Genomic DNA, 17,994 nt, shown 5'->3' with positions numbered 1-17,994 from the left:
CCGTTCCTGAGACGACGAATCAGGCATCAGTGTGAAGCCGCGATGCGGCGGTCGATCCTGCCGAGCCGCACGACCGTCACCCCCGGGCGCAATTGCCTGAGCGAGGGCATGACGAGAACGCAATGATCGTAAGGCGTGCGCACCGGTTCGCCGTTCGACCAGCCGATTACGCTGCCCGCCTTCTCGAACACTTCGAGACCGGTATAGGTGCCCGCAAACCTGAAGTCGACGCTGTCGGCGACAACCGCCTCGGTGACCCGCACAACGCGCATTTCGTCGGGCAGCGGGGCAAACCACTGTTGCGGCAGGTCTTTCGCATCGACCACGCCCGAGAGCACGAGGAAGCGCGCGGTGACGTCGCGGGCGACGGCAACGGCGCTCGCTTCCCAATGCTGGCCGCATTCGATCAGCAGGGCGTTCTTCTCGCTGCCGGGGTCTCCGAACGCTTCGTAATCGCGCATGCGGCGGCCTTCGCGGTGGCCCTCGTCGCAGATCACGGTGGCGGGCGTGCCGAGCTTCAACGACAGTTCGATACCCTTGTCGAGCGGACCGGCGACGATGAGCGGCGCGCTTTTTTCATGCATTGAATGCAGGTCGAGGAGCAGATCGACCGAATCGATTACCGGACGTATCTCGCGGGCTCTTTCCAGTTCGCTCGAGCTTCGCATCGTATCGTCCAGCACCGCGCGCGTCCACACGCGGTTGAAATCCTCGTCGACGAAGCGCGCGGCGTCGGGCTTCGCCGCATCGAATCGCCGGTAGGCTGCAACATTCGCGAAGGCGAGCGTAAGACGCCCGCGACGCGGCCGCAATTTCGCGCGCAACAGCGCATCGACCACGATCGCGCCGCATACCTCGTTGCCATGCGTGAGCGCATTGATCATCACATGCGCGCCGGGCACGCCCGAGTCGAACGTGTGCAGGTAGGCAATGCCGGTCTCGCTGCGTTCGTGCATCGAGATATCGGGAAACGCGACTTCGATCGGATAGGCGGGCGTGTTCATTCGAGACCACCCTGGCAGAGATATTTGATCGACAGATAGTCGTCGAGCCCATACTTGGACCCTTCGCGGCCATAACCCGATTCCTTCACGCCGCCGAACGGTGCGGCCTCGCTCGCAAGCGCGCCCTCGTTGATGCCGACGATGCCCGCTTCGAGCCGTCGCGCGACACGGTCGATGCGGCGCACGTCCTGGCTATAGAAATAGGCGGCGAGGCCAAACGGCGTGTCGTTGGCGGCGCCGATGGCTTCGTCCTCGGTATCGAAGCGAAAAAGCGGCGCCACCGGCCCGAACGTCTCCTCGCAGCAGAGCTGCATCTGGCTGGTTGCGTCCGCTAGCACGGTGGGCGCGTAGTAGTTCGGGCCGAGTTCCGTGAGGCGCCTGCCGCCCGTCAGTACCCGCGCGCCACGACTCACGGCGTCGTCGACGTGATGGGCGATCTTGTCGATGGCGCGCGCATTGATCATCGGGCCGATCTGCGCGGCGGGGTCGGTGGCGGGCGCGACTTTCAGGGCCGCCACGCGCGTCGTTAGCAGATCCGCGAACTTCTCATACACGCCCGATTGCACGTACACCCGATTCGGGCACACGCAAGTCTGTCCGCCATTGCGGAACTTGGCTGCCATAAGACCGGTTGCGGCCGCGTCGAGGTCGGCGTCGTCGAAGACGATGAACGGCGCATTGCCGCCGAGTTCCAGCGAGAGCTTCTTGAGCGTGTCTGCCGACCCGCGGGCCAGGTACTTGCCCACCGCGGTCGAGCCGGTGAACGTGATTTTGTGCACGCGGCTGTCGGCGAGCCAGTCAGCCACGGCGGCCACGGTATTCTCCCGCGATGCCGTGATCAGGTTCAGCACACCCGCCGCCACGCCGGCCTCGTGCGCGAGCAGCACGAGCGCAAGCGCGGTGAGCGGTGTGTCCTCGGCTGGCTTGCCGACGACGGTGCAGCCCACCGCAAGCGCGGGTGCGATCTTGCGCGCGATCATCGCCAGTGGGAAGTTCCAGGGCGTGATCGCAGCGACGATACCCACGGGCTCTTTCACCGCCGACATGCGCTTGCCGCGCTGCTGGTTCGGAATGATGTCGCCGTAGACGCGCGTGGCTTCCGCGGCGAACCACGCAACGTACGAGGCGCCGTACAGCACTTCGCCGCGCCCTTCCGCCAGCGGCTTGCCCTGTTCGAGCGAGATGAGTCGGCCGAGTTCGTCGGCATGCTCGATCATCAGGTCGTGCCAGCGATGCAGCACCGTCGCGCGCTCCTTTGGCAGCGCATCGCGCCACGCGGGGAAGGCGCGTGCGGCGGCGTCCGTCGCGGCGCGCGCGTCGGCGGGGCCACTGTCGGCCACCTCGACGATCCGTTCGCCTGTTGCCGGGTCCGTCACCGCAAAGCGCTTGCCGCTCTCGGCGGCCACCCATTGGCCGTCGATGAAATTTTCGGCGCGGATCAGATCGCTCAGTGCATATGTCTTGCTCATCAGAAGCTCCTTTGCAATGTCAGGCAAGCCGTGCGGCAACTGCCTTGCCTACTTCCGTCGTGTTTGCGCGCCCGCCCAGGTCGCCCGTATGCGGCCCTTCCTTCAGCACGGCTTCGATCGCAGCGAGCATGGCATCGTGGGCCTCGCGCTCCGCGCCCTGGCCATTGCCGAGGAAGTCGAGCATCATGGCCGCCGACCAGATCATCGCGACCGGGTTGGCGATGTTTTTGCCGGCGATGTCCGGCGCCGATCCGTGCACGGGCTCGAACAGGGATGGGAACGTGCGGTCCGGGTTCAGATTGCCCGACGGCGCGATGCCGATCGTGCCGGTGCAAGCGGGGCCCAGGTCCGACAGGATGTCGCCAAAGAGATTCGTTGCCACGACGACATCGAAGCGGTCCGGCTGCAGCACGAAGCGCGCGCACAGGATGTCGATGTGCTGCTTGTCCCATGCCACGTCGGGATAAAGCGCGGCGACTTCTGCGGCACGCGCGTCCCACCATGGCATGCTGATCGAAATGCCGTTGCTCTTCGTCGCCACCGTAATCTTTTTCTCACGGCGCTGTGCGAGCTCGAACGCGAACTTCAGCACGCGCTCGGAGCCCTTGCGTGTGAAGATCGACTGCTGCATGACGACTTCACGCTCGGTGCCTTCGAACATCGTCCCGCCCACCGACGAATACTCGCCCTCCGTGTTCTCGCGCACGATCATGAAGTCGATGTCGCCCGGCTTGCGATTGGCGAGCGGCGACGGCACGCCGTCGAACAGACGCGCGGGACGCAGATTGATGTACTGGTCGAACTCGCGGCGAAACTTCAGCAGCGAGCCCCACAGCGAGACGTGATCGGGCACGGTGTCCGGCCAGCCGACGGCGCCGAACAGGATCGCGTCGGCGTTCGCGAGTTGCGCCTTCCAGTCGTCCGGCATCATCTGGCCGTGCTGTGCGTAGTAGTCGCAGCTCGCCCATTCGATATGCGTGTATTCGAGGCCGATGCCGAAACGCTGGCTGACGGCGTCGAGCGCGCGCAGCGCTTCGGGCATGACTTCCTTGCCGATGCCGTCGCCGGGAATCACTGCAATACGGTATGGTTTGCGATTCATGCGAGTCTCCGCTTCAAGTCGTTAGAGATCAATTTCAACAAAGTCCGGTTCATGCTTTTGATTAGCATCACTATGGATCGGCGCAAAGTCATGGCTCGTCGCGAATGGGCTGCCGAGGCGCGGCGATTTGCGCTCCGTTTCCGTAAGACTAACGCATGGTATGGCCGCGCGGCTCGCATGGTCTGTGAGGATTGACGGGGGTTATCGCAAGGGCAGCGCCAGTGGCCGGAACTTTACGCCTTACCGATCGCTGTGCGAAAAGAGCGTTTCGAGCGGGTAGTGCGTCTTCACGAACGGCGACTTAATGACCACGTAGCTGAAGTACTTCTCGATGCCAATATTGCGTTCGAGCAGTTGTTCGATAATGTTCTGATAATGACTGACGCTGCGCGTCACGAACTTGAGCAGGTAATCGTATCCGCCGCTCACCAGATGGCATCCGACAATTTCGTCGACATTGCGGATTGCCGCCACAAACTCGATGAAGTCCTCGCGATGATGGTCCGTCAATGTCACTTCGGTGAACACCACCTGCACGTCGCCGAGTTTTTCCAGCTGGATCCGCGCGCCATATCCAACGATATAACCCGCTTGCTCCAGCCGCTTCACCCGAATCAGGCACGGACTCGGCGATAGGCCCACCGCGTCGGCAAGCTCGACGTTCGTGATACGGCCGCTCTTTTGCAATTGCGAAAGTATCCGTAGATCGAGGCGATCGAGCTTGCAGCCAGTGCTCATGGTGATGGTCTCTATGCCGCATTTGAAGTTGTTGCCGATCTTATCACGCAACCGCGCGGGTCGCGGCCTCGGGACGGGCTCGCAAAGCGGCACGCACGTCGGGTTGCGCGAGCACGTCGTCGAGCGTTCTCTCGAGCCGCTCGAACATCAGCTCGAAATCGCTTTCCGAGTAGCAAAGCGCAGGTGCAAAGCCAAGCACGTTGTCGCCGAACGCGCGGAACACCAGGCGGTTCTGATAGGCGGCAGCAGCGATCCGGTCCGGCAGGCCAAGCGACGGATCGAAGCCCTGCTTCGTCCCCTTGTCCGACACCAGTTCGAGGGCGCCGAGCAGCCCCCGGTGACGCGAATCGCCGACGAGCGGATGCGCGAGCAGCGCGTCGAGCCCCTGTGCGAAGCGCGGCGCCTGTGCGACACCGTTCGCGAGCAGGCCGCCTTCGTGATAGAGCCGTATCACTTCCAGGCCGATCGCGGCGCTCACCGGATGTGCCGAATAAGTGTGGCCGTGGCCGATCGCCGCCGACGCATCGCCGCCATCCGCGATGCCCTGATACACGGCATCGGACATGAGCACGGCGCCCATCGGCGCATAGCCGGCGGTGAGCCCTTTGGCGACTGTCATCAGGTCGGGCTCGACGTCTTCGGCCTGGCACGCGAACAACGGGCCGGTTCGCCCAAACCCGGTGATGACCTCGTCGGCAACGAACAGAATGTCGAGCTTGCGGCACGTTTCGCGCATTGCCTTGAGCCAGCCGACGGGCGGCACGATTACCCCGCCGGAGCCCTGGATCGGCTCGCAGAAGAACGCCGCGACGTTCCCGGCGCCGAGTGCTGCAACCTTCGCTTCCAGTGCGGCGACCGACGCGGCGATCAGCGCGGCGTCATCCTTGAACGTATTGCGGTACGCATAGGGCGACGCGATGTGATGCTGATTCGGCAGCGGCATGTCGAAGTTCCGATGGAACACCGGCAGCGCAGTCAACCCCGCACCGATCGACGACGAGCCGTGATAGCCGCGTTCGAGCGCGATGATGTGCTTCTTCGAGGCACGGCCTGTCGCATTGAAGTAATGCGTGATGAAGCGCAGCGCGGAATCGACGGCGTCGGAGCCGCCGAGCGTGAAATACACGTGCTGCAACGAAGCCGGCGACAATTCGACGAGCTGCGCGGCCAACTCAATTGCAGGCCTGGAGCCGAAGTGGAAGTATCCGGTGGCATAGGGCAGCCGCGCCATCTGCTCGTTGGCGGCTTTCACAATGCTTTCCTGCCCGTAACCGACGTTCACGCACCACAGGCCTGAGAACGCATCGAGCAGTTCGTTGCCCTGAATATCACGCAGAAAGACGCCATGCGCAGAATCGAGGATGGTTACGCCACGCGCTTCGTGCGCGCGATAACTGACTACCGGGTGGATCAGATGCCTGCGGTCAGCGTCGATGAGTGATTGAATCGGCATGGTGGGTTCCGTATCAAGGCGGGCTGTGAAGGAATCCATCATACCGAGTGAGCGCATGTGGACGTGCCGTCAAAACATCGCTGTAAAAGCGCGGATGCCGCGTTTTATGATGCGCTCGCAGCATATTCTGCTGCGAGCGTCCACGCGCATCTAATAGCCGCGGCTGCGGTCGATTGCACCCAGAAGCGGCTCGCCGGCGCAATGGCGGCGGAGGTTGTCGGGGACCACGTCGACCGCGGTGTCGGGCCGCGTCGCGCTCGCGATGTGCGGCGTGATGCGCACGCGCGGATGCCCCCACAGCGCATGCGTGGCAGGCAACGGCTCGGGATCGGTGACGTCGAGAATTGCGTTGTTAAGCTGGCCGCTCGCAAGCGCGGCGAGCAGATCGTCCTGGTTCAGATGCGCTCCGCGCCCGACATTCACGAGCGACGCGCCTCGCGGCAACGCAGCGAAGAGCTTTGCGTTCAGGAGTCCGCGCGTCGCCTCGGTGAGCGGCAGCAGGCAGACGAGCACATCCGTACGGGCGAGGAACGCGGTGAGCGCTTCGCTTCCCGCATAGCAATCGATGCCATCGAGCGTGCGCGGTTTGCGGCTCCAGCCCGCGCATGGAAAGCCGAAGAGTCGCAAGCGTTCGAGCACGGCGGTGCCGAGCACGCCCAGCCCAAGCACGCCGATGCGCCGCGAGGCGGCCGCGCGCACCGGCATCTCGCGCCACTCGCGTGCCGCCTGGTACTGCGCGTAATCGAACAGATCGCGGTGGATCGTGAGCACCGCCTGGGTCACATATTCAACCATCCCCTCGACGATGCCCGGCTCGATCATGCGCACGACTGGCAAATGTTGCGGCACCCGCGACAGATCGAACTGATCGATGCCTGCGCCGACGGAAAACACCACTTCCAGATTGGGCAAGGTGCGCGCCAGGTCTTCGGGTGGCTGCCAGGCAGCAAGGTAGCGAATCGAAGCCGGGTCGCCGATGTCAGGCCACAGCCGAAACTCGATGTCCGGCGCTTTGTGCGCAAAGAGTCGCGCCCATTGTTCGCCGCGCGCCGGATCGGCCTTGTAGAGAAACGTCATAGCGTTAGCAGAGCGCCTGATTGATGATCGCGAATTGCCTCACGTCGTCGTCGGCGCGCAGGGAGCCGTTGCGCGCCATCTTCGCCACCGTATCGACGCGCATGAGGCAGAGCCCATCGAGCCATTCGGAAAATGGGCTTTCGCCCGGCGTATCGATGCGCACGAATACTCCCTCATTGCGCGCAAGCCAATGGCTGACGAGGGCTTTTGCGCGGCTCGAATCCTCGGAGTCGGGCGCGACCACCGGTCCGATCACGTAGCCGCGTCCGAAGCGCCGGAACAGCGCGAAACCGAGCAGCTCGCCGTCGCGATCGAGCGCGATGCCGTCGGACAGTTCCAGCAGCGACGGCAGCAGCGCACTGCGATCGACGCCGCTCGCACGCGAGGCCAGCTCGATCAGCTGCGGGGTGTCGTTCGCCCCGAGCGGGCGCAGACGTTCGCCCGGCGGCAGCGAAACCAGCGGTGGCTGAAACGCGGCGCCCTGGTGCTGATTGATCGTACCGATCTGCGCAAAGCCAAGTTTTTCATACAGCGGCTTGCCGGCGACGGTGGCGTGAAGCAGCGTGGTTCTGTCGCCCAGTGCTTCCAGCAGCAGTTCCATCAGCTTGCGCCCGATGCCGTACCCCTGGCGTTCAGGCGACACGATCACCATGCCGAGCGAAGCGTGGTCGACTCCGTATTTCCAGCACAGCGCTGTGCCGACGACACCGCTTGCGTCCTCGGCGACGAACCCCTCGCCGGCCCGCGCGACGAAGCGCCAATCATCCACGCGATGCGGCCAGTTGATCTGGCTCGATAGCGCATGAGCCGCGGCGAGGTCGTTGTCGGTAAAGGGCCGATATGAGAACGCGAGCTTCTCCGTGCGGGTTTCTGTTGGGTCGGACATGCCGGCCTCCTTGCAAAAAATCACGCCGCCACTCTCGCATCACGTTGCGGCGTTGTCTACGACCTTGACTGAGCTCGCGCAAATTCGATGCAAAACGTGCTGTTGCGACATTCAAAACCCGTGCGATCTGCTGAATCGCGCTTTTTGTCAGCGACATATGCGGACCCGCGGGGCATATGATTTTTCTTCGACATTCACAGCATGAATCAAGGGAACGGGAGACTCAAATGGACAGTTTCGATCCGGGCAAGGTCGTGGTGCGCGGGGGACACTTCATCGGCGGGCGCTATATCGAAGAAGGTACTCAGCGGATCGACGTGGCGCGGCCGTCCGATGGCGTCGTCTATGCCACGGTGCCGCTCGCCGATGCCGCGATGATCGAGCGTGCCGTAGAGAACGCGTGGGCCGCGTTCAAGACGAGCGGCTGGGCCAGCATGGCGCCGCGCGAGCGCACCGGCATCCTGCGCCGCTTCGCGGACCTGGTTGCCGCCGACGCTGAAACGCTCGCCCCGCTCGAAGCGCTCGGCTCGACCCGCCCGGTCCGTGATGCGTTCGCTTGGGACGTGCCGTTCACGGCCGAGGGCATCCGCTTTTACGCCGAGTTCGCGGACAAGATCGGCGGGGACGTGGCGGCGACCGATCACCACCATCTAGGCATGACGATCGCCGAGCCGTATGGCGTGATCGCCGCGATTGCGCCATGGAATTTTCCGCTGGTAATGGCGTCGTGGAAGATCGCGCCCGCGCTGGCGGCGGGCAACGCGGTCGTGCTCAAGCCTTCGGAGATGACGCCGTTTTCGGCACTGCGCCTGGCCGAGCTCGCGGTGGCAGCGGGCGTGCCGGCGGGCATCTTCAACGTCGTGCAGGGCGACGGCCGCACCACGGGCGACGCGCTCGTGCGGCATCCGCGCATCGGCAAGGTGACGTTCACCGGCTCCACCCGCACGGGCGCGGCAATCATGGCCGCGTGCGCCGAAAGCGGCACCAAGCCGGTAACGCTCGAGCTGGGCGGCAAAAGCCCGCAACTCGTGTTCGCGTGCGTTTCGTGTTTTGCGCGGCCGCTTGCGACAAACCGACGAAGCGCGGCCTCGTCCCCCTGCGCGCCGACGCCAACTTCAAGCCGTCCGCTTCGCTACCGGCAGAGGTGCTGCTCGGCCCGGTCCCGCAATGCCGGAGCGATAACGTCTTTACCGACGACAGCGCGGCGTACCTCGCGGGCACGTGGGATTCGACGCCCTACCACCGGATCGTTCGCGCGCGCGTAGACGTGACGCCACAGTTCGTGCGGTTCGCCCCGCACTTCGTGCCCATGTTCGCCAAGCGCTGGCGCAACCTTCTTCCGGGAGGCCTGGAAGGTATTCGCGGCGGCCACGAAACGCTGAAGCGGTGGCGGCTCGATGCGCCGACTCCGATGGAGCGCGTGCGCATTCTCGATCCGAAGCCCGATCCCGCGGCGGTGAAAGAAACCCATCGCCGCGCCGTCGAACTGCTGCCCGACCTTCGCGAGGCAAAGATTACGCACGCGTGGGCCGGCTTCGTCGACAGCACGCCGGACGGTGTTCCCGGTATTGGCGAAGTGCCGGGCATGCCGGGATTGATCCTGGCAGCCGGCTTTTCCGGACACGGTTTTGGCATCGGCCCCGGCGCGGGACAGCTGATCGCGGACCTTGCGACCGGTGCCGAACCGATCGTCGATCCCCTACCGTATCGGCCCGGTCGATTCGACGATTCGGCATGGGGCAAGGTCGCTGATTTTTAGGTGCCGGGAGGTAGCCGCGGCGTGATCCACCCCGTTGCGCGGTGTTGTCACGCTGGTCATGGCAGCGCGGCAGCGTCATCTCACGACGTGTCCAATGACTTCACTTATCACGAGTCGAATCGAACTATGGTTACCATTGCCGTGATTCAAATGGACCGGTCACGCTCCAGGCGATCAAGGAGCAAATCAGCGAGCAAATGCCTAAGGCGCGTGTCGATTCGCATCCGTTTTAGACTTTGCCTCTCGCTTTGAAGGGGTTGAGGCGCCAGATAACAGGTTGATTGGCAGTTCCTGCGGCGCAGGCGGTAGCCGGGGCAATAGAGCATCATCAAAGATCAGCGGAACGCGGCACCGGGTCCAGATCTGCAAGACCGACTTCGATATCATCTGCCGCCTTTACGTGCTCCCGGTTGTACACGACGAACAGGCTTCTGCAAAAGGACTCTGCAGCGCTCATACGCCAAGCCACTGCCAGTAGTGGTACGGCACCATACCGCCCAAAGTGCTGAGATCCGGAGCTATCTCACCTGCACGCATACGGCGTTCGAATTCGGGATGCGTTACGTCTGCGTCTGCTGAACCCATCGTCATGGTTCGGGCTACCCAACGCCCTTCTCTGGGGCAGGGTTCACTGGACTTGCATCTTGCCGGTAGCGCCAGGTCGGCGTCCCATGCCCAATGGTCAAATGGACGGTCAAGCGTCGGAGTTTGCTCGCCTTTCATCAAGCCCACGACAAATTGGCCGCGTTCGCCGCTGGCCGATACTTTGCGGTAGTAACCGGGTTTGGTAACCGCTGCTCCGGGACTAACTGGCTGCGATGACATCTTCTCCCGCTGGTGCGCTTCGTAGTTCTTCCATTCATCGGGTGTTGAAGGATAGTCAGTGTCAAAAGTGACGCGCGCTGGTTTGGTCCGATCGGAAACGAAATTAACCCGCCCCATACCGGGAAAAACGCCGTCTGCGTAGATGTCCGTCGCAACGAGCGCACCAAATTCGTAGGTTCCTGCCGGCACTTTGCCTGCCGGAGTGGCGAGGAACTTATACGTCACGGTACCACCCTCGGGTATGGTGACCATCGTAATGGATTTATCCATGGGTAATGCGATGATTTCAACGGGATAGTCACCCTTGTTTAGGACGGGAAGCCCTGCTAGATCGGTGCGCCACTGTGCATTCCCGCCTGTATGGAACCCGCTGATATCAAGCCGTTCGCCGCCACGCTTGTTCCATTGGTCCGGCGTTGCCATTCGGATCGGGTACCGCCCACTATTGGTAAATTTAATGGACACAAGAAATTTGTCTTTCTGCCGTTGAACGTCAGAAACAGCTGCATCATACTTGACTATTACACGACCACTGTTCGCATATCTCTTTAACGAATTTTTGCGAAAATCATCCAGGAGAAAGGCTAGTTTTTTAGGCAATTCACCTAAGCGACCCTGGTATGCCTCTGTTTTCCCATCTGTAACGCAGCGCAAACTAAAATTCATCATCGGATCGACCTGAAGCTCAGTCGGCGGCTTTTCCACCGCGGCTTGGCATAGCTGATGATGAATGTCCTTCGCCAGCTTCAGGTCATCCGGTGAAAGTTGGGAATCCAGGATGCCGGCGCCAACAAAATCCATTCCGAACGTGTCTGATAGCCCAAGGCGGATTTTTCCCGTAGAAGGATATACGCCGACGCTGTTAATTCCATATTGGTGATCTATCGTACTGGTAACGGCAAACGCATCTTCATTGATTTCACTGCCACCCGCAAGCGCGTTTCCCGACATGGCGAATCCCCCGCATAAAAGACAAATGAATAAACACAATCTGATCGCCACAAAACAAATATCGCCCGCTACATGATTATGCTTCATAGCCGATCCTCCATTTCCGCCACACAGGCTTGGATCTGTCATTATCCAAATATTGCGGGTGCTCACCTGTTAGGTCGCAGAAATGTCGCCTGACGTATTCCAGATAGTACGGATGTACGGTTGCACTCGGGACGGCCTTGTCGCCTGTGTGAACGCGGTTGTTGGCGCCATAGCCCATAAGGTTATCTTCTGAAAAAATCTGCCATGTTTCTTTGTCTTTATTGCTAGCTCCCAAGGCAAAATCGAGCTGCTGATTGTTGATGTACTGCTTGTGCACCCAACCGCCACTCTGCCAGTATTCGTCAGGATAGTTAAACAGGTGACCGCATTCATGTGCAATCACGTTGGTTTCATAGGGCATGTCTTGCCATAAACTTTCGTCCCGTTGTTTCGCGCGGTACATGTTCACTTCTCCCCACGAGCCACCATCGGCACGATGAGTTCGCGGAAACAGGTTGATCGGCTTGTGAATTTTCTTCCCGTCCCCGACTGGTGCGTTCTTGATGCTCAAAAGCAATTCCACCCTGAACACAACAGACACACGGCATCCACAAGCGGCATTTTTTGAGCAGCCATTCAGGATCAGTTTGCTCTTGTGTCCGTTCAGTACGGATTCGATGTGCGATTTCCTTGTCGCAACATCGAAGTCTGATCCAGTTCCATCGCGGTACTTCAGGACGACGCCATTCAACGGGTTGTCGACGCCGTTACCCGCTACTTGCCAGTGCACATCGTGATCATAGGGTATGGATTGCGGTTTCCCATCAGGGCCGGGTAACGGCTTGCCGGCTGGGTCGCACTGGAAAAGATCGACGGGGACAATCTTAATCCGTACTGTCGCATAGACTGTTTTGCTCAGGTCGTCGTATGAAAGTTGGAATCCCGTATCGAACCCGAAACCGCTCAACGCTCGATCTCCAAGCGGGCCCGGCAGCGGCCACGGCTGCTTTTTTTCATCGCACCCATAATACGATCCGGTTTCTGTCGTATCCGTGCATTCCTTGATAATCGCCGGAGTGTGCCACTCGCAGGCGACCGGCGTTGCCAGCTTTGTAGGCGTACTTGGATCATCCAGGAGCGGCCGTTTCGGCGCATGGGCCGAATCATGATCCGCCGTTGGCAAGTCAGGCGAGTTCGCTGGCGTAGCCGATTCGGCGCCGGGCGTCGTCGCGGTTGAGCTCGTCGCAGTTGAACTCCTCGCGATGGGTGCAGTGGGCTCGGCGCCAGTCGTTGCAGGATTGCCTAGTTGATTCCAATCGGAGGCTTGGGGCGCCAGCGGAGATGATGCCGTTGCGGGAGAACTAGTTGGACGGCGCCACGCGTCGCACGCGAATGTGAACGGCACCAGCTTAGGCGTAAACGACGGAGCAGTCAGTTCCATCTGTGCCTTGCCCTTCTTCTGGATCGTAATCGTCTTGATGAACAGATCGCCGGGGCCGCCAAGCGTAATGCTGCCGTCCTTCATGTGGATAAACGCACCGTTGCATTCGAGAATGATTTCCTTTGCCGCCGCGAGGTTGACCTTGCCATTGACGCTGGCAACATCCACGTCCTTGTCGGCGATAAACGACATGGCGCCGCCCTGGGCCTGAAATTCGACCGGACCTTTGGCCGCAATAACCTTGATGCCCAATTTCTGCGCGAACAACGAAATGACTTCACCCGCCGCCACAGTGAAGCGCTTCAGCACGCTCCAGTCTGCGTTCTTCCCGGCGACTGCCGACATATCGCCCTGCGCTGCGAACTGTATGCCGCCGCCCGCGACAACAGCGGCTGACGCCGGGGTGCTCATCAGCAAGCCCGGCTTCTTCAGGCCATCCAGATCGTCCCTGATCTGCTGCTGCGCGTCGGTGTCGGCAGGCTCCGCCTTCGCGCTGCTGGCGGATGCGGCGAGCGCCTTCGCGGTCGCCAGCGCGCTTTCAAGCTGCGCGATGGTTTCCTGCATGTCCAGTTGCTGGCCGGTCGCGCCTGGACGGTCGTAGGCCGTAACCATCATGCCCTTGCCCGCGCGGTTCACGCCATAACCCGACGTGCGAAGCTCCGAGCCTTCGCCCCTGTATTCCAGCTTCTGGTTCACCAGGTAGCCGAGATTCAGTTGCGACTTTCCCGAATGATCCGTGCTGAGCTTGGCACCTTCCTGGCCTGCCCAGTCCTCGAAGCGCAGCTTGTTGTTCTTCTGCGTGCGGATTACGTTGCGCGAGAGCCAGCGGCGATCATTTGTCACCAGGTCGCGCGCCTGGCTATGGTGATGGAACGCGACAATCTCCGGCTTGTCCGGGTCGCCGTCCCGGAAGGAAATCACGGCTTCGTCATTATCCAGCGCCACGAAGTGCATGCCGGTCTGCAGCTTGCCCGCAAACGGTTTTGCCAGACGCAGCGGCACGCTTTCGCCACCATTGGGCCAGTTGCCGAAATCCGCATCCAGACGGACGGTGTAATAGCCGGCGGCATTCAGGTAGCCATAGGGGTATTTGTCCGGGCTGCAAATGCGGGCCGAGAGCGTGCCGGCAATGCGAGCCCAGTTTTCCGGTTCGAGCTGGAGCCGGAAACGCCGGTCGGCAGGAATCGCCTTGAAGCTGTTCGAATAGGGCCGGTCACGCGCGCCGCTGTGCGTGACCTCGATGATGACCATGCCTTTCGGCGCATCGGGCAGGACAATATCCGTCTCCAGCACATACCCGCACTGCAACGCCAGCACGTTGCTCTCGCCCCCGTAGATGACCTGTCGTGCGATGACCGCCTCATGCCGAAGCTGCGCCTCCCATCGCGCCCCCGCCTGGTCCAGGTGATGCGTGCCGTAAATGTAGGGCTGACCGTAGGTCGTGGCATCGCCAGGCGCCACGTTGGCGGAATCCCGGTATCTCTCCCATGCTGACTCAGGGTTGTAGTCCGCGACCGTGAACGACTGCGGCACCGTCTGGGTATGGGTTTTGATCGCCGTCACCGCCTCGACGCCGCCCGCTTCGAGACCGGCCGCTTCGCGGTACGGCACGATCCGTTGCGGATCGTCGTAGAGGTAGTGATCGACGTCGTCGGCGAAAACGATCTGGTCGCCGTACTCCGTCTCAACGACAAAGGAGTAGATTCCGGCCTTCTCCAGCAGCATGTGGACGTAATCAAAGTCCGTCATCTGGTGCTGGAAGCGCCACAGAAGAACCGGATACTGGCCGCGCAGCCGGAACGATACCTGGTGATCCTGGATGCCGTGCCGGCGCAGAATCTTCTGGATGATCTGCGGTATCGTGAGGCGCTGATAGACGGCCGTGTTCGTGACGGTCTGGAGCCGTCCGAAATGCGATTTCAGGGTGATCTCGTACCTGACATAGTCCTTCGTGGTCTGCACCGTCGAGAAGCGTTCGATGTACCCGGAAAACTTCTTCACGGCGCCATCGTCGGCCACCATCGAAAAGCAGGCGTCCACGTTGAGGTAATCGGTGCGCGCAAGCTGCTGCGGGTGGGTCAACTCGATACACACTTCAGTCGGTGCGCCCATTTTTTCGGTCGCCTTGAACGACACGACGGACAGCGCCGCCGCAGTTGACGTGCCGGGCACCTCGAGAAAATACGTCTGTCGTCCCGTGACACGCTGGTGTAATGGTTCGAACTCTGCCACTCCCTGCTCCCTGAAAAAGACCAGCGACGCAGCGTTAGCTGCCAAACCCGTTACCTGAACATTCACCGTCAGTTAGGTCAACCAATTTAATATGCGATAGGTGAGGATTAACAAACCTTGACAGAATTGGACGCCAGCGCATTCCAGACGCATATTTGTGGGCGATGCCCCGGTATCAGTCCGCGTGATGCGGCGCATCGACGCTCACCGGCACTATGGGCAGATCGGCTTGCGTACGGGCGACTGGTCGCCTGCGGAACGCGCGCCGATTTACCGCGATTTCGGGCCTGAAGACCTGCAGCCGGACCTCGACCCCAATCACAGGGAGGGCACGGCGCTCGACGACATATTCGGCGGCGACGCCTGCCGTTTTTATCGTATCGGCGCCGCAGCCAGCCGTACAAGACTAACCTGATCAAAAGGACATCACCATGCTTAGCGTGATTTGTGAATCCCCCGGCGTTCTGCGCGCCCAACAACGCGAGGTGCCGGTGCGCGCCGCAGGCGAAGTGCTATTGCGCGTGAGCCGCGTCGGGATTTGCGGCACCGACCTGCACATTATCACGGGCAATCAGCCCTATCTGGAGTATCCGCGCGTGATGGGACACGAACTGTCCGCGATCGTCGCGGATGCCGAAAGCGATTCGGGCCTGACTGCCGGCGACAGCGTGTACGTCATGCCCTATCTGTCGTGCGGTCAATGCGTCGCGTGTCGCCAGGGCAAAACCAACTGTTGCGTCAATATCAAGGTGCTCGGCGTGCATTGCGACGGCGCGCTAAGCGAATATCTGAGCGTACCCGCGCAATTCGTGCATAAGGCCGAAGGCGTGACGCTCGACCAGGCCGCGATGCTCGAATTCCTCGCAATCGGGGCGCATGCCGTGCGGCGCGCGGATGTGCTCGCCGGTCAGCGCGTACTGGTGGTCGGCGCGGGCCCGATCGGCATGGCTGCGTTGATCTTCGCGAAGCTGCGCGGCGCCATCGTCACATGTCTCGATACGCGCGCGGACCGCCTACGTTTTGCGAAACTCATCTGGGCGTGAACGCCGCCGTGGCGGTCGGCGCTGACGATGTCTCGAACCTCGCGTCGGTGACAGACGGCGAGTTCTTCGATGCGGTCTTCGACGCGACCGGCAACATCGACGCAATGAACCGCGGCTTCGGCTTTGTTGCACACGGTGGCAAATACACGCTGATTTCGATCGTGCCCGGACAGGTCACGTTTTCGGATCCGGAATTTCACAAGCGGGAGACGACGCTGCTCGCAAGCCGCAACGGCGACACAGGATATCGGCTCGACGAACGCGATTCGGCGAAGTTACTCATTGACGCAGAGCGTGTACCGCGCAGCTATCCTGCGAAACTGCTGGCGCTGCTTCACGCAAGATGGCCCGAGCGGCCCGATGCGGGGTTGTCGATTTTTCCGTGTGAACTCGTTGCGAATAACGGCGTTACGCTGCGTGACGTCGTAGTCGGTCTTGCCCGACACTGGGCGGCACCGGCGCCGTTCGTCGAATATCTCAGCCGGCGCTGCATGTGGGTGAATTTTTTGGTGGACCGCATCGTGTCCGCGCCGCTCCATCCGGTCGGTGCGATCGCGGAGCCGTATGCGCTATGGGCGATCGAGCGCCAGGCGGGAATGGACATGCCCTGCACGCACGAGGCAATCGTGCTGACGGACGATTTGCGCCGCTATGAGCAGTTGAAACTGTTCTTCCTCAATCTGGGCCATACCTGGCTTGCCGACCAGTGGTTACAAGAACATCGTCGTCCTAACGAAACGGTCATCGATATGATGAACGACGCGCGACTGCGGGATGGAATCGAGACTGTCTGGCACGAAGAGGTTTTGCCCGTGTTCACCGCAATGGACTGTCGCAGCCAGGCGGTGCGCTATATCGACAGCGCTCGCGAACGGTTTCTCAATCCCTGGCTGGATCACCGGATCGCGGATATTGCGCAGAACCACGTCGCTAAAGTGGAGCGGCGCACCTCGCCGCTGATCGATCTGGCGAATTCGCTGTCGCTACCTCAGCCGATTAGCCAGCCGCGTCTGCACAGCATGCTCGCGAGGCACGGTATTGCACCGGCTGCACAGGGGGCTCAGTCATCATGAAAGACCAGAGTGTCGTGATTCTTCACGATGAGGACAACGTGGCCGTGGCGCTTCAGGCGCGCTCGAGCGATGCGCAAATCGAATTGCACGGCCGTATCCTGCGTGTCCTGACGGATGTGCCCGCGGGGCACAAGATCGCAATCCGGAATATCGCTCGCGGCACGCCCGTCACCAAATACCGGCAGACTATCGGCGTGGCTTTGCAAGACATCACGGTGGGGGAGCACGTGCATGTGCACAACGTCGGCATGTCGGAGCATCACCGCGACGAACATTTGCACGGCGATACGCAAAGGCGGGTCACAGAAGCCGCTCGTTCGCAGACGTTTCGCGGTTTTGTCCGTTCGAACGGCCGGGTCGGCACGCGAAACTATATCGGCGCGATTGCCAGCGTGAACTGTTCGAAGTCCCGGCAGCGCGCTTGACCGTCGGACTGCAGTGCGGCGGCTCGGATGGTTATTCGGGGATCACGGCGAACCCTGCGCTCGGCGCCGCCGTCGATCTGCTCGTGCGCAATGGCGGCAGCGCGATCCTCTCTGAAACGCCGGAGATCTGCGGTGCCGAACATCTGCCGACGGCGCGCGCGGCCTGCAGCGAGCAGAATGGGATAGGCGAGCGTGAGTTCGTGCCATGGCTGCGAGGCGCCGTCATGTGATGCGAACCGCGCGCAAAGTACTCGACGACCGGGCGCGGCGTTCGAGGCGTCAATGTGAATCTCCAGGGGAAATGCCGATGGTCGATTTACAGCGGCGCATCCTGATCCACGGGAGACGGGGCTCGGCCTTGATTTCCAAATAGCCGTCGGGTTGTGGCAAACAACCTGCGCTCGGCACCGCCGGGTTCGACACGGCGATCGGCAAGAAGAGCAGCCGGGCTCGCTGCCAATGCGTTGACCGCTTTCAACGCGATGCTGG

12 protein-coding genes and 5 pseudogenes are annotated in these 17,994 nt (G+C 61.6%); 8 read left to right on the top strand and 9 right to left on the bottom strand.

The genetic code is table 11. The annotated features are described in order from the left end of the window. Nucleotides 1-26 precede the first annotated feature (26 nt). The 7 genes from ABQJ48_RS33340 to ABQJ48_RS33310 all read right to left on the bottom strand — a co-directional run bounded on the left by ABQJ48_RS33340 (nucleotide 27) and on the right by ABQJ48_RS33310 (nucleotide 7,729). The gene (locus ABQJ48_RS33340) at nucleotides 27-1,004 is read right to left on the bottom strand and encodes a M14 family metallopeptidase (RefSeq protein WP_367842184.1); all 978 of its coding nucleotides are present in this window, start codon (nucleotides 1,002-1,004) and stop codon (nucleotides 27-29) included. Then, nucleotides 1,001-2,473, bottom strand: a complete 1,473-nt coding sequence (locus ABQJ48_RS33335; RefSeq protein ID WP_367842183.1) for an NAD-dependent succinate-semialdehyde dehydrogenase — start codon at nucleotides 2,471-2,473, stop codon at nucleotides 1,001-1,003. Before ABQJ48_RS33335 ends, ABQJ48_RS33340 begins: the two co-directional genes overlap by 4 nt. Before the next feature lie 19 nt (nucleotides 2,474-2,492). Next, the gene (locus tag ABQJ48_RS33330) at nucleotides 2,493-3,575 is read right to left on the bottom strand and encodes a tartrate dehydrogenase (RefSeq protein ID WP_367842182.1); all 1,083 of its coding nucleotides are present in this window, start codon (nucleotides 3,573-3,575) and stop codon (nucleotides 2,493-2,495) included. Nucleotides 3,576-3,815: 240 nt separating this feature from the next. After that, the gene (locus ABQJ48_RS33325; protein WP_367842180.1) at nucleotides 3,816-4,313 is read right to left on the bottom strand and encodes an Lrp/AsnC family transcriptional regulator; all 498 of its coding nucleotides are present in this window, start codon (nucleotides 4,311-4,313) and stop codon (nucleotides 3,816-3,818) included. A gap of 43 nt (nucleotides 4,314-4,356) precedes the next feature. Continuing rightward, nucleotides 4,357-5,766, bottom strand: a complete 1,410-nt coding sequence (locus ABQJ48_RS33320; RefSeq protein ID WP_367842179.1) for an aspartate aminotransferase family protein — start codon at nucleotides 5,764-5,766, stop codon at nucleotides 4,357-4,359. A 150-nt stretch (nucleotides 5,767-5,916) separates the two neighbouring features. Beyond that, nucleotides 5,917-6,843 carry a 2-hydroxyacid dehydrogenase gene (locus ABQJ48_RS33315; RefSeq protein ID WP_367842178.1) on the bottom strand — a complete coding sequence of 309 codons (927 nt, stop codon included), beginning with the start codon at nucleotides 6,841-6,843 and terminating at the stop codon, nucleotides 5,917-5,919. Nucleotides 6,844-6,847: 4 nt separating this feature from the next. Beyond that, complete coding sequence (locus ABQJ48_RS33310; protein WP_367842177.1) at nucleotides 6,848-7,729, bottom strand: GNAT family N-acetyltransferase; 882 nt, start codon at nucleotides 7,727-7,729, stop codon at nucleotides 6,848-6,850. 227 nt (nucleotides 7,730-7,956) lie between these two features. Here ABQJ48_RS33310 and ABQJ48_RS33305 point away from each other — a divergent pair. The 3 pseudogenes from ABQJ48_RS33305 to ABQJ48_RS33295 form a co-directional block, all read left to right on the top strand. Then, nucleotides 7,957-8,766: pseudogene (locus tag ABQJ48_RS33305) on the top strand (aldehyde dehydrogenase family protein); the annotation flags it as partial. After that, nucleotides 8,763-8,984, top strand: a pseudogene (locus tag ABQJ48_RS33300) (cupin domain-containing protein); the annotation flags it as partial. The pseudogenes ABQJ48_RS33305 and ABQJ48_RS33300, both read left to right, overlap by 4 nt. Next, nucleotides 8,982-9,488 (top strand): annotated as a pseudogene (locus ABQJ48_RS33295) (NAD(P)/FAD-dependent oxidoreductase); the annotation flags it as partial. The pseudogenes ABQJ48_RS33300 and ABQJ48_RS33295, both read left to right, overlap by 3 nt. A gap of 453 nt (nucleotides 9,489-9,941) precedes the next feature. Here ABQJ48_RS33295 and ABQJ48_RS33290 read toward each other — a convergent pair. Then, nucleotides 9,942-11,351 carry a hypothetical protein gene (locus ABQJ48_RS33290; protein WP_367842176.1) on the bottom strand — a complete coding sequence of 470 codons (1,410 nt, stop codon included), beginning with the start codon at nucleotides 11,349-11,351 and terminating at the stop codon, nucleotides 9,942-9,944. A gap of 1,372 nt (nucleotides 11,352-12,723) precedes the next feature. Next, nucleotides 12,724-14,904: pseudogene (locus ABQJ48_RS33285) on the bottom strand (type VI secretion system Vgr family protein); the annotation flags it as partial. 247 nt (nucleotides 14,905-15,151) lie between these two features. On the opposite strand from ABQJ48_RS33285, the gene ABQJ48_RS33280 reads away from it, so the two are divergent. The 5 genes and pseudogenes from ABQJ48_RS33280 to ABQJ48_RS37940 all read left to right on the top strand — a co-directional run. Then, entirely contained in the window at nucleotides 15,152-15,379 is a 228-nt protein-coding gene (locus ABQJ48_RS33280) for a hypothetical protein (protein ID WP_367842175.1), read from the top strand. A gap of 16 nt (nucleotides 15,380-15,395) precedes the next feature. Next, entirely contained in the window at nucleotides 15,396-16,007 is a 612-nt protein-coding gene (locus ABQJ48_RS33275) for an alcohol dehydrogenase catalytic domain-containing protein (RefSeq protein WP_367842174.1), read from the top strand. Further along, on the top strand, nucleotides 16,004-17,080 hold the full coding sequence (locus ABQJ48_RS33270; protein ID WP_367842173.1) for a mannitol dehydrogenase family protein: 1,077 nt from the start codon (nucleotides 16,004-16,006) through the stop codon (nucleotides 17,078-17,080). Before ABQJ48_RS33275 ends, ABQJ48_RS33270 begins: the two co-directional genes overlap by 4 nt. Further along, nucleotides 17,077-17,505, top strand: coding sequence for an SAF domain-containing protein (locus ABQJ48_RS33265; RefSeq protein ID WP_473094226.1), 429 nt, complete (start codon nucleotides 17,077-17,079; stop codon nucleotides 17,503-17,505). Before ABQJ48_RS33270 ends, ABQJ48_RS33265 begins: the two co-directional genes overlap by 4 nt. Next, a pseudogene (locus ABQJ48_RS37940) lies at nucleotides 17,463-17,699 on the top strand (altronate dehydratase); the annotation flags it as partial. The gene ABQJ48_RS33265 and the pseudogene ABQJ48_RS37940, both read left to right, overlap by 43 nt. Nucleotides 17,700-17,994 lie beyond the last annotated feature (295 nt).

Origin of the sequence: Paraburkholderia suaedae, assembly GCF_040812055.1 — a bacterium.
Taxonomy (GTDB): domain Bacteria; phylum Pseudomonadota; class Gammaproteobacteria; order Burkholderiales; family Burkholderiaceae; genus Paraburkholderia.
Note: the sequence above shows the minus strand (reverse complement) of the source record. Positions and strands in the feature narration are given on the sequence as shown.

Coding starts and splice junctions, on each gene's coding strand:
- ABQJ48_RS33310 (WP_367842177.1), bottom strand. CDS start 7,729: ATGTCCGACCCAACAGAAACCCGCACGGAGAAGCTCGCGTTCTCATAT.
- ABQJ48_RS33265 (WP_473094226.1), top strand. CDS start 17,077: ATGAAAGACCAGAGTGTCGTGATTCTTCACGATGAGGACAACGTGGCC.
- ABQJ48_RS33335 (WP_367842183.1), bottom strand. CDS start 2,473: ATGAGCAAGACATATGCACTGAGCGATCTGATCCGCGCCGAAAATTTC.
- ABQJ48_RS33280 (WP_367842175.1), top strand. CDS start 15,152: ATGCGGCGCATCGACGCTCACCGGCACTATGGGCAGATCGGCTTGCGT.
- ABQJ48_RS33330 (WP_367842182.1), bottom strand. CDS start 3,575: ATGAATCGCAAACCATACCGTATTGCAGTGATTCCCGGCGACGGCATC.
- ABQJ48_RS33325 (WP_367842180.1), bottom strand. CDS start 4,313: ATGAGCACTGGCTGCAAGCTCGATCGCCTCGATCTACGGATACTTTCG.
- ABQJ48_RS33320 (WP_367842179.1), bottom strand. CDS start 5,766: ATGCCGATTCAATCACTCATCGACGCTGACCGCAGGCATCTGATCCAC.
- ABQJ48_RS33315 (WP_367842178.1), bottom strand. CDS start 6,843: ATGACGTTTCTCTACAAGGCCGATCCGGCGCGCGGCGAACAATGGGCG.
- ABQJ48_RS33340 (WP_367842184.1), bottom strand. CDS start 1,004: ATGAACACGCCCGCCTATCCGATCGAAGTCGCGTTTCCCGATATCTCG.
- ABQJ48_RS33290 (WP_367842176.1), bottom strand. CDS start 11,351: ATGAAGCATAATCATGTAGCGGGCGATATTTGTTTTGTGGCGATCAGA.
- ABQJ48_RS33275 (WP_367842174.1), top strand. CDS start 15,396: ATGCTTAGCGTGATTTGTGAATCCCCCGGCGTTCTGCGCGCCCAACAA.